Origin of the sequence: Paenibacillus sp. FSL R5-0517, from assembly GCF_037974355.1 — a bacterium.
Taxonomy (GTDB): Bacteria; Bacillota; Bacilli; order Paenibacillales; family Paenibacillaceae; genus Paenibacillus.
The window spans coordinates 6648772-6659886 of record NZ_CP150235.1 but is presented as its reverse complement, the minus strand read 5'-3'; the positions used below and the strand labels follow the sequence as shown (position 1 = coordinate 6659886).

11 protein-coding genes are annotated in these 11115 nt (G+C 47.1%); 8 read left to right on the top strand and 3 right to left on the bottom strand.

The window, feature by feature from the left end:
- The first annotated feature begins 6 nt into the window (after positions 1-6).
- Positions 7-243 carry an MbtH family protein gene (locus tag MKX40_RS29735; protein WP_124116798.1) on the top strand — a complete coding sequence of 79 codons (237 nt, stop codon included), beginning with the start codon at positions 7-9 and terminating at the stop codon, positions 241-243.
- Positions 240-1721 (top strand): DHA2 family efflux MFS transporter permease subunit, encoded by a 1482-nt coding sequence (locus MKX40_RS29730; protein ID WP_339238710.1) that lies wholly within the window; start codon positions 240-242, stop codon positions 1719-1721. The genes MKX40_RS29735 and MKX40_RS29730 overlap by 4 nt, the downstream gene beginning before the upstream one ends.
- Positions 1722-2220: 499 nt before the next feature.
- Here MKX40_RS29730 and MKX40_RS29725 read toward each other — a convergent pair whose 3' ends face one another.
- Both MKX40_RS29725 and MKX40_RS29720 read right to left on the bottom strand, forming a co-directional pair.
- Positions 2221-2907, bottom strand: coding sequence for a 4'-phosphopantetheinyl transferase superfamily protein (locus MKX40_RS29725; protein WP_339238709.1), 687 nt, complete (start codon positions 2905-2907; stop codon positions 2221-2223).
- 162 nt (positions 2908-3069) lie between these two features.
- A complete protein-coding gene (locus MKX40_RS29720; RefSeq protein ID WP_339238707.1) occupies positions 3070-3942 on the bottom strand; it encodes an arylamine N-acetyltransferase in 873 nt (290 codons plus the stop codon).
- A 286-nt stretch (positions 3943-4228) separates the two neighbouring features.
- On the opposite strand from MKX40_RS29720, the gene greA reads away from it, so the two are divergent.
- From greA to rlmN, 3 genes are all read left to right on the top strand, one after another.
- Positions 4229-4705, top strand: coding sequence for a transcription elongation factor GreA (gene greA / locus MKX40_RS29715; RefSeq protein ID WP_339238706.1), 477 nt, complete (start codon positions 4229-4231; stop codon positions 4703-4705).
- Positions 4706-4989: 284 nt separating this feature from the next.
- Positions 4990-6345, top strand: coding sequence for a sodium-dependent transporter (locus tag MKX40_RS29710; RefSeq protein WP_339238705.1), 1356 nt, complete (start codon positions 4990-4992; stop codon positions 6343-6345).
- Between the two features lie 179 nt (positions 6346-6524).
- A complete protein-coding gene (rlmN, locus tag MKX40_RS29705) occupies positions 6525-7619 on the top strand; it encodes a 23S rRNA (adenine(2503)-C(2))-methyltransferase RlmN (protein WP_339238704.1) in 1095 nt (364 codons plus the stop codon).
- Positions 7620-7782: 163 nt separating this feature from the next.
- Here rlmN and MKX40_RS29700 read toward each other — a convergent pair whose 3' ends face one another.
- Positions 7783-8223 carry a GNAT family N-acetyltransferase gene (locus tag MKX40_RS29700; RefSeq protein ID WP_339238702.1) on the bottom strand — a complete coding sequence of 147 codons (441 nt, stop codon included), beginning with the start codon at positions 8221-8223 and terminating at the stop codon, positions 7783-7785.
- A gap of 212 nt (positions 8224-8435) precedes the next feature.
- Between MKX40_RS29700 and MKX40_RS29695 the strand changes: the two genes are divergently transcribed.
- The 3 genes from MKX40_RS29695 to MKX40_RS29685 all read left to right on the top strand — a co-directional run bounded on the left by MKX40_RS29695 (position 8436) and on the right by MKX40_RS29685 (position 11075).
- Complete coding sequence (locus MKX40_RS29695; RefSeq protein ID WP_339243248.1) at positions 8436-8876, top strand: MarR family transcriptional regulator; 441 nt, start codon at positions 8436-8438, stop codon at positions 8874-8876.
- Between the two features lie 101 nt (positions 8877-8977).
- Positions 8978-10087, top strand: a complete 1110-nt coding sequence (locus MKX40_RS29690; protein WP_339238701.1) for a glycosyl hydrolase family 8 — start codon at positions 8978-8980, stop codon at positions 10085-10087.
- Between the two features lie 112 nt (positions 10088-10199).
- Positions 10200-11075: a diguanylate cyclase gene (locus MKX40_RS29685; RefSeq protein ID WP_339238700.1), complete on the top strand. Its 876-nt coding sequence runs from the start codon at positions 10200-10202 to the stop codon at positions 11073-11075.
- The last annotated feature ends 40 nt before the right edge of the window (positions 11076-11115 follow it).

The window sequence follows — 11115 nt, the reverse complement described above, 5'->3', positions numbered from 1 at the left end:
AAGCTGATGAGCAACCCTTTTGAACATGAAGACAGCAATTATCTGGTGTTAATGAATGATGAAGGACAGTATTCGCTGTGGCCTGCATCCATTCCGGTACCGGCAGGTTGGACCCTGGTGCTGGGGAAAGCCAAACGACGTGTATGTCTGGATTACATTGCGGAGCAGTGGACAGACCTGAAGCCTCTGAGTCTCTGTGATGAAACGGGGATGCCTGGCATGATTCATGAGGCTGGCAGATGAGGTTTCGTCTGAATCCAAAGGCAATTGTGAGCATTGTCTATGTTCTGGCGATGTTTATGGTTGCCATGGATGCAACGGTCTTAAACGTGGCGCTGCGAACCATCAGTAACGAACTGGGTATTCCGCCGGCTGCTGCCGGTACCTTAAATGTAGGTTATTTGGTGAGTTTGGCAGTATTTTTGCCTGTCGCCGGCTGGCTTGGTGACCGATGGGGCACGAAACGGGTTTTCCTGTCGGCGCTGACACTGTTTACGGTGTCCTCTGCGCTGTGTGCCACAGCTGATCAACTAGGCACGTTGACATTTTTCCGCATTTTGCAGGGAGCAGGGGGCGGTCTGCTTACACCTGTGGGGATGGCGATGCTGTTTCGGACCTTTCCACCGCAGGAACGGGCCAAGGTATCTCGCATGTTGGTGCTGCCCATTGCCCTTGCTCCAGCCTTAGGGCCGATTGTGAGCGGATTGATCGTGGATCAACTGTCATGGCGCTGGATTTTCTATGTGAATCTGCCTGTTGGTATTCCAGCCGTGATCTTCGGCATGCTGTATCTGAAGGAGCACCGAGAACAGGAAGCAGGTCCTTTGGATCTGCCGGGGTGGTTATTATCTGCACCGGGACTCGCACTGATGATGTATGCGCTCAGTCAGGGGCCGCTGCGAGGCTGGACGTCACCGCTTATTATGGGAGCGGGCTTTGCAGGTATTCTGCTGCTGACGTTGCTCGTCGTGGTCGAGCTGCGCGCCAAGCAGCCGTTGCTTGATCTGCGTTTGCTGAAGCACCGACTGTTACGTTATACAGGCTTGGTATCCGTATGTGGGGCAGCCGGATTGCTGGGCATGCTGTATGTGTTTCCATTAATGTATCAAAATGTACTACAGGCCTCTGCGTTGGAAACAGGACTTACCACATTCCCAGAAGCGCTGGGACTGATGATTGCTTCTCAGCTTGTCCCTTGGACTTATCCGCGGCTGGGCCCGCGAAAGCTGATCTCGATGGGTTTGATCTGTACGGCAGTCATTTTCATCACGCTTAGTCAGATCACAGTGGATACGAACCCGTGGTTCATTCGTTCATTATTGTTCGGTGTGGGAATTTTCCTGGGACAGACGGTAGGGGCGGTACAGATCGCTGCATTCGCCCAGATTCCTCCTGCATCCATGGGGAGAGCTTCTACTTGGTTCACGGTACAAAATCGTCTGGGATCAGCCATCGGCATGGCTTTACTCTCTGCTGTTCTGGCAGGTGTAGGTACAACAACGGTGACTGCTACAGGCGCGATGGAGTCGAATATGTTGGCGTACCGTTTGGCTTTGCTGGGGGCAGCAGCATTTCTGCTCATCGGGCTGTGGTTTGCCCTGAAGATCCGGGATGCTGACGCGGCAGCCACGATACGAAAGACGCCAGCTGGAGGATTGTTTGGCAAGTTGAATCGTTCATCGGCTGTGAGTTCTGAATCGGTGGTACAGCAAGAAGGATAGGATTGAGTTTGCGAATGAAGCAACGAAAGACAAGTAGACGGTTCTACCTGATAGGGTTTTGATAAAAAAAAGCGAGTCATACGGGACGTGGTTCATTTGTCGCCGGATTGACTCGCTTTTTTTTGGGTTGGTTAGTTAATTGGTTAGTCACTTATTTATTTGCAGGATTTGCAGGAAGAGGTGAGAGATTCTAACGAATCTATCACCTCTTAATAGAGGATTTTTAGTGTTTTGGGAAAACTAACCAACCTCAGATACCTTATTGTTGCAGAATTCGGCAATATCAACGTGAAAAAGGACATATTAGAGCATATAGGGTGCGTAGGGTTCCTTAGAATGCCAGACCTGTGTAATTGAAGCCCATAAGGCGTGTCAGGTTCGTTAGGGCATGAACCCAATCTTAACCCCGACCCCCAAAACCCGGCCCTAAACCCCAAGCCTGAAAACCAAATCCAAACTATACTTCACGATCCCCTAATAAGCCGCAACTAGCCGAACACTACATCAACTCCGTATATAGACCCTCCAAGGTTACAATCTTGGGCTGGCTTGGCAGCTCTCCCCCAGCCGAACATGCCGCAAGCATATGCCCATCGTCCAGTCGCTGACTGAGAAAGCGATATGCCCCGGCTTGCTCGCAATACCAAACTCCGCCCTCATCCGGCAGGATGGCGAAGGAGTCCAGCGGTATGGACAACCCCATACCCACTGCCTTGATATAACTTTCCTTCAGCGTCCATAGACGGTAGAAGGTATTCAGCCGACGATCGTCAGGCGTGGCGGACAAGAACTGGCTCTCCGTTGGAGAGAAGAAACGTTCTGCAATCTGCATGTCAATGGGGGCTATTTTCTCGACGTCCACACCCAGTTCATCGGTACCGCCGGAGATCAGAGCAATCCAGTCACCAGAATGGGAGACGTTGAATTGTACATCCGAATGCTGGCTGAGGGAAGGTTTGCCGTAGGGATTACGGGTAAAAGAAAGCTCAGCTGGCCTTAGGCCAGTTAACCTGCTCAAAGTCACACGAGTCAATATTTCTCCCAACACGGAGCGATACGCATCAGCCTGACGAACAAAACGTGAAGCCTGGGTGCGACGCTCTGCCGAGACTTGGGACAGAAAATGATTCCAGTATGCCTCAGGCATTACTTCTGGAACTTGGAGTACACGAATCGTTATCATCATTTATCACCTAAGGACGTATTCGGCGTGGATCAGTAGCTTTCCTTTATATGGAACAATCCCTTATGTGATTTCTATTTAAGTGCTCCCTATACGGATGCTTAATCAAGATAATTATCCTGTTTTCCATATCGTGTTAAGGCCTCAGGTTCTGCATCTTCCTCTTTATGCTTCTTGCGCTTGTTTCCATTCCGTATGCGCAGCCTGCACTCGTTCCCACATGTCCTGGCATTCCAGTTCGCTGTAATTCACCAAGGGTTCATGGAATATTTCAGTTAATACGTTACGCCATTCGGTATAACTCTGAATTTCCGTTTTCCGAATTCCTTCGATATCATGTGTTCGGAGCATACATCCTCGTAGTTCGTGACTGCGGTTCTCATTCCGCTGACGAAGCAAAAATACATTATGCCAAGGGGATTCGGCCGCCCGACTGTAGAATTCATGTTTCGGTATGAACTCCCCCAGATCGTGAACTGCTTCAGGAGCATAGTCGACGCCTTCACTTGGCCCATTCGGTTCGTACTCAAGCCGCCATCCCCCAGCAGCAACAGATGATGGCATCAGTTGGTATGTGAATGGAGCGGAACCATGGGTTCCATAACGAAGTGGCAGAGGTTCAAAGGGCATTCCACCAAGACCTACATCCACAATCCAGCGTTCAATTGTTGGATCGGCATCCGGCAGAAGGACAGACAGACCGAGATGGAATGAATTCACGCGGGGTTGTTCCCCATGAGGCTGTACTCCGCCACGATGCCAATCAACCGTATAACCCAGCGAGCGGAGAAGAACACTAAATGCACCGTTTAGATGAAAGCAGTAGCCGCTGCGCCCCTGTAATATGAGCTGAATTGATTCTTGAAGACTGATTCCTACAGGACGACCTGCAAAAATATCGACCGTTTGCCACGAAAGATATTGCACATGTGTACGTTGGAGTTCAATTAAGTATTCCAGCGTAGGTTTCTTTATATCATTCATGCCAATCCGTTTCAGATAGGCCTGTATTTCAGATGGATTTAATATAACGTTCATTCAGATCACCTCAGGATATATATTGGGCTGCAAGCAATGGTTATAAACTTCTGCTGCCCTGAGTTCATTGTAAGAGTCAACGGGTGAAAGCAACATCGTCAATTAAGCTAATTGTAACGGTACAATTAGTAGGACAGCTCTGAAAATCATTCAAGAGGTAATCATGATTTTGATGGTAGTGAAATACAATATATGGATGAGCTATTTCTTTTTCTGGGGTATGCTAACCCTTTGGAGTGGATATAGGTTAGAATATAGATAGATAGCAGGATTAGGAGATGGAAAAATGGCTAATGAAGAAGTGATTTTGACACAGGAAGGCTTGGAAAAGCTGGAGGACGAACTGAGGGAATTGAAGACAGTGAAGCGTAAGGAACTGGCTGAGCGTCTGAAACTCGCGATCAGTTACGGTGACCTGAAGGAAAATAGTGAGTATCATTCAGCCAAAGATGATCAGGCCTTTATGGAGACACGGATTCTGATCGTGGAGAAGATGCTGAAAAACGCCAAAGTCATCACATCCGAGAATATGGATGCTACCAAAGTGGGTGTAGGTTCCACTGTATTGCTCAATGATATCGAATTCGCTGAGAAGATTGAATATAAATTGGTTGGTCCTGCTGAGGCTGATGTAGCAGATAATAAAATTTCCTATGAGAGTCCACTTGGCAAAGAACTGATGGGCAAAGAAGTGGGCAGCGTCATTCATGTTAATGCTCCGATGGGTGTTATCAAATATGAGTTGCTTGAAATAAGAGTTTAATTTTAAAAGAGAGGTGTTCCCCAGTCATCAAAGTGGCTGAGGGACACCTCTTTTTCGCTCTAATGGGTTTTGAAAGGTTGGAAATATGGTTATGTTATAACTCCATACGGTTGGCCTGACAGAATTTATCACATACTGTGTTTAGGGAACTTATGAGAATGAAGATGATCGAGTGTTTTTATATGTAAAAAAATAACATTTCGACAAATTTCGAATTTCGAATGACCTGACAAGGTCAGTAGTATATAATTACGGGAAAACTTTAAAGTGATGGAGTAGATACAATGAATTTTAGTAAGCCTAATCGAAATCAAGACAACGCTGGCAAAGGAGAGCGTTTTTCCCAAGCTGGATTTATCCTGGCAGCCATTGGTAGTTCGGTTGGTCTGGGCAACATGTGGAAATTCCCGTACATTACGGGTGAGAACGGAGGAGCTGCGTTTTTCCTGCTCTTCATCGTCTGTTTGCTGCTCATCGGTCTGCCAGTGCTCCTGGCTGAACTTGCGATTGGTCGCAGTGGACGAGGTAGTGCTGCTACTGCTTTTATCAAAGCAGGTGGACATAAGGGTTGGCTCGCAGCCGGATTGCTGCAAGTATTAACGCCATTTATCATTCTGTCCTTTTATGTCATTATCGCGGGCTGGACATTGCAATATGCAGTGACTTCCTTCAGTGGAACATTGTTTAATAATCCGGATTATGCTGGACAATTCGGCTCCTTTGTAAGCGGGTATTTGCCGATCGTTTGGCAGCTGGTTGCAGTTCTGATTACAGGCTGGATTGTTGCCAAAGGCGTTTCGAACGGAATCGAGAAGTTCAACAAGGTACTGATTCCGGCAATGTTGGTTTTGCTTATTATCCTGATGATTCGTGCTGTTACGTTGCCAGGTGCAGGGGCCGGGGTTTCCTTCTTCCTGAATCCGGATTTCTCGCAGCTGACAACGGAATCTGCACTGGTGGCGCTTGGACATGCCTTCTTCTCCCTGTCACTCGGGATGGGTATACTGGTGACTTACGGTTCGTATGTGGATAAAAATCAATCTCTCGGTGCAGCGACCGTCGCTGTTGGTGCCGGTGACCTCATCTATGCATTCATTGCTGGTCTGATCATCTTCCCAACGACATTCTCGTTCGGTATTGCACCGGACCAAGGGCCGTCACTCATCTTTGTGGCTCTTCCGGCAGCATTCTCAGCTATGCCGCTTGGATTCCTGTTTGGCGGATTGTTCTTCATCCTGCTCGCTATTGCGGCTTTGACGTCAGCCGTGTCCTTGCTGGAAGTCCCGGTGAAGTATTTCATGGAACGTCTGTCATGGAGCCGTAGTCGTGCGGTATGGATTATCTCGCTAGGGGTCTTTATCGTGGGGCTTCCTTCGGTACTATCGCTCGGTTTGCTGCCTGAATGGACGATTGGATCGAAGAGCGTGTTCGACTGGATGGACTTTGTCGCATCCAACATCCTGTTGCCTGTAGGTGGACTGCTTGTGACGATCTTTGCCGGATACTTCTGGAAAACGGCTGCTGAAGCTTCCGGTTTGCGTTCCGGATGGTTCCGTGTGTGGCTGTTCATGCTGCGTTACGTGGCTCCGATCCTGGTTCTGCTGGTTCTACTGCACACATCCGGTATCATTCACTTCTAAATGTGAAGGCCCGATAGGGTTAAATATGGTCTGTTGTGCAGATTTACCATGGATAAAACCTCTTGGAATAAATGCAAAAGCCCTTGTTTTCCCTCGTCAATTTTGGGACAATACGGAGTAGAGGTTTTTTGGGTAGGACCGATAAGCCATATGCTTTTTTGCGAAAAGAGGATTATACAATGAACAAATCATCCATATATGGATTAACATTAGAGCAATTACGTTCCTGGCTGCCGGAGCATGGACAGAAGAAATCCCGTGCATCCCGGATTTGGGAATGGTTATACCAAGAGCGTGTGCATGATTTCCCGGCGATGTCCGATGTCCGTCAGGAATGTCTGGACGTTCTCTCCGAGCATTTCACCATGAACTCGCTGAGCGAACATGTGAAACAGGAATCGGCAGATGGTACCGTGAAATTCCTGCTTCGAATGCAGGACGGCAACCTGATTGAGACGGTATTGATGCGGCAAAAATACGGACTGACTGTCTGTGTGACCACACAAGTCGGCTGTAATATTGGCTGTAGCTTCTGTGCGAGCGGTCTGATCAAGAAGAGCCGTGACTTGACTGCTGGAGAGATTGTCGAACAGATTATGCATGTGCAGCGACATCTGGATGCAGCGGGACAAGACGAACGGGTAACCAACGTGGTTGTGATGGGTATTGGTGAACCATTCGATAACTTCCAGCACATGAGTGATTTCATCGAAGTCATCAAGGATCGCAAAGGACTGGCACTTGCCGCCAAACGCATAACGGTGTCCACGAGTGGCCTTCCGGACAAAATCAAGGAATTTGCAGACAGCAGTCTGCAGGTCAATCTGGCGATCTCCCTGCATGCGCCTAATAATGAACTGCGTACGCACATCATGAAGATTAACCGGGCTTTCCCGATCGAGCAATTAATGGATGCAGTCGATTATTATCTGGCTACGACGAACAAACGCATCATGTTCGAGTATATCCTCCTGCGTGATGTTAACGATCAACGTGAGCATGCCGCGGAGCTTGCTGAACTGTTGTCCAGTCGCAGAAGTATGGTCAGTGTGAATCTGATCCCATACAACCCGGTGGATGAGCACAGTCAGTATCAACGGAGTACTGAGGAGTCGATTCTGGGCTTCTATGATACGCTCAAAAAGAACAACATTAACTCCACTGTCCGTATGGAACATGGTACGGATATCGATGCTGCTTGCGGACAGTTGCGCAGTAAACAAATGAAGAACAACACTGCCGAATCAGAGCCAGACCGTCTGGCACTGGGCTAAGACACAACGCGTAGCTGGCAAGTAAGTTAGGATACCTAGTTGTTATATTCAGAGTCTGTACTTACCATATACCGTTGTTGGGTTGCGAATGAATGTGTTGCCTGAATACAAAACGCCTCTGTACATCACTGAGAAGTGATAACGGAGGCGTTTTTGGAATACATTATTTCAGTTTTTTGGTCATCAACAGATGGGGAATGCCATCTTCCATAAATACGTCCGATGCAGGTGCATATCCGAGACGTTCATAGAACCCGGAGGCTTGTACCTGGGCGTGCAATTTGGCTTTCTCGAGTCCGTCGGCAATGGCCATCTGCTCCAGCTTGTCGATCAGCACACGGCCCAGGCCATGTTTGCGGTAATCGAGCATGACACAGATCCGTTCCAATTTGGCGACCTGCTCAACAACGCGCAGTCTGGAGGAGGCAGCAGGTACACCGTCTACGTAGAGCAGAATGTGGCGCGCCTCGGCGTCTAATGTATCATAAGCGTCGAATTCATCCGCTGCGGGTACGCCTTGTTCTTCGACAAAAATAGCGGTACGGATGGCGAAGCAGGCATCGAGCAATTCCTGATTATTAACTTCAACAATCGTTGTATTCATGAATGTTTCTCCTTTGGACGATAGTAATCATATCCGGGCATGATAAACTGGTATATGGCATAATCATTGCAGCCGTTCCTTGTGAGTATCATGGTTAAAATTTAATCCAATTTAACTGTAGTTATATCACTATTTATGTTGTGAATGCAACAATTTTATAAAAGGGCGTGAGCGCATTGACTGATAAAAAAGAAGTGTTGCGTGAAATTGGCATGATTGCCCGCTGTCTGGATTCGATCAGCAATGTCGAATTTCAGCATCTGAACCTGTCCCGTGGACAATATCTCTACCTGTATCGCATCTGTGAGAATCCGGGAATCATCCCGAATCAGCTCGCTGAACTGATCAAAGTGGATCGCACGACTGCTGCCAGAGCGATTAGCAAACTCGAATCCGATGGATTTATTGTCAAACAGTCGGCAATAGACAATAAGAAGAACAAGTTGTTATATCCGACAGAAGCTGGCCTGAAAGCATGGGAATTCATTCGTAAAGAGGGAGAGCATTCCGACCAGGTGACGCTGGACGGCTTTACGGATGAAGAGATAGATACGGCGGTTAAACTTCTCCGCCGAATGCGCCACAACATCGAGGTAGACTGGAAATTTGTCAAAAAGGGCGGACGGCGGTCCTACATGAATATCTCAGAATGAACAATACCTCTATCCTTGCCCCCTACATCCCAGACCCTAGCCGAACCGATCTCAAGGAGCAGAGTCATTATCTCACAATAGCAAAAGTACAGGAGGGAATCATGAAGAGAATGAACCGGAAAACAGTAACGTGGTTGGTCATAATGGTGGTCAGTATTGCAGCAGCGTTCATTATTTTCATGAAGGAGCGGTTCGTGATGAATGAATTATCCCCTACAGTATCCTTTGTCCAAGAGCATATGACCAATCCCAATGGTTTACTTGCGTCCTATTTGCAAGATGCCACATCCGAAAAAGCGGATATCGTAGCAGGCAGAGAGGTTTTATCTGAATCACTTGGTCTTTGGATGCAATATGCTGTAGCGAAGAACGATCAGGCGTTATTTGAGCAAAGCTATGAGCTGCTGACGACCTATTTCCTCATGCCGCAAAAATATATTGCCTGGAAGCTGGATGCTGAGGGAAAATCTCACGTGACCACCAACGCACTCGGTGATGATTTCCGAATTGTCGGTGCCTTATTAAAGGCAGCAGATCAATGGCAACAGGGAAGAGAAGCCAAACTGGCAACAGCCTCGGATATTTCCCGTACACTGACGCAGTCGGTTCAGAATAAAGGATATTATGTTGATTTTCACGATTTTGGCAATGGTTACTCCGCGGATATGTTAAGCCTGGTTTATGTGGATCTACCGTCTCTCCAATTAATGGAGAAGCATGAAATGCTGGAGCCGGGCACATATGCCAAGTACGAATCCATGTTGAAGAGTATGCCGGATGACGGGATATTTTATCCGAAAACATTCAATGTGGGGACGAAAGAGTATACATATGATGACACAGTGAATCTGATTGATCAGTTGATCGTAGCGAACCATCTAACTGCGACCAGCCGTAAACCGGACAAGCTCATTGCTTTTTTAAAAAAAGAATTCAATACCCGTCATCAGCTGCCGGGACAATATAAGCGTAGTACTCGCACACCTGCGGTATCTTACCAATCTCCATCCGTATATGGACTCGCGATGTTGCTTGCGGTTCAATCAGGTGATCCAAAATGGGCGAAACAGCTGTATAAGCATATGATCAGCATGCGTAGTCTGGACGCCAGTTATCCAGGCGGATATGTATTTAGTGGAAACACACATATGTTTGATAACCTGTTTCCTTTGCTTGGGGAAACTGAATTACAGAAGTTACTTAAAAAGTAATAAAAATGTCGTTTAATATATTCAACAATGTGTTAACATAATGTTTGTCTATTCATGTCATATATTGTTTACTCGAAATATCACTAACCAATCTACTGGAGAGAAGAAACCTATGAGGAATAAAGCACCCATCCTTCGTATTGCATGGGGATATGCGAGTTTGATTGGATTAGCCGTAATCCAGCAGCTCATTGTCTATCTTAAGATTTATATGAATCAGAGTTATACTACACTGGATGTGGTGTTTAGCATTGTGTCGCTTGGAGCGCTGATCCTGGGTTTTGTGATACCTGTCGGGGTATCTGTCGTCGCCGGATTTATCTATTTGGTCTCTTATTTTGTGTGGCTTGTTACCTACGCGGATGTAAGTGTACTTACGTTCTCTTGGTGGCTGCTCATTCCAGCCAATGTGGCTGTGGCTGCTTTTATCAAGGCAAGTCTTGTACGCAATGCGCGTGTCATGGAGCGTCTGCAGGAGCTTCAGGAGCGTAATCCGGAGATTGATCTGGATACCTCCCTGGGCAATAAGGATGCACTTGCGGATACGCTTGTTAAGCAAAGTAATCTAGCCAGACGTTATTCGGAGCAATACGGATTCAGCATGGCGATGTTCAAGATCGAGTTTTTGCCGTTGGTACTGGAATCACTCGGTTCCGTACGTTATGCACAGTTCCTTCTTGAACTATCCACTACCATACAGAAGCAGATTCGGTTTGAGGATTATAAATTTTTTGTGGATCGAGGACGTTTTGTGATTATCTGTCCAATGACCAATGTGGAGTACTTGCCCATCCTGACACAACGGATCAAAAAAGCCATGATGGATCTGCAAATCATCGATAAAAAGGGAAATGAGTTGCAGACGGTTATTCGATCGGGTGCACTGGTATTTCAGAAGGAACAATTCAGTAAGTATGAGGATATCGATGCTGTTATTGCGGCACTGGAACGGAACACAGAGACAGATCTCATTGGTGAATACATCTAGATGCTATGGGGGAGGAGTATTTCTGTGAATTATTTAACAT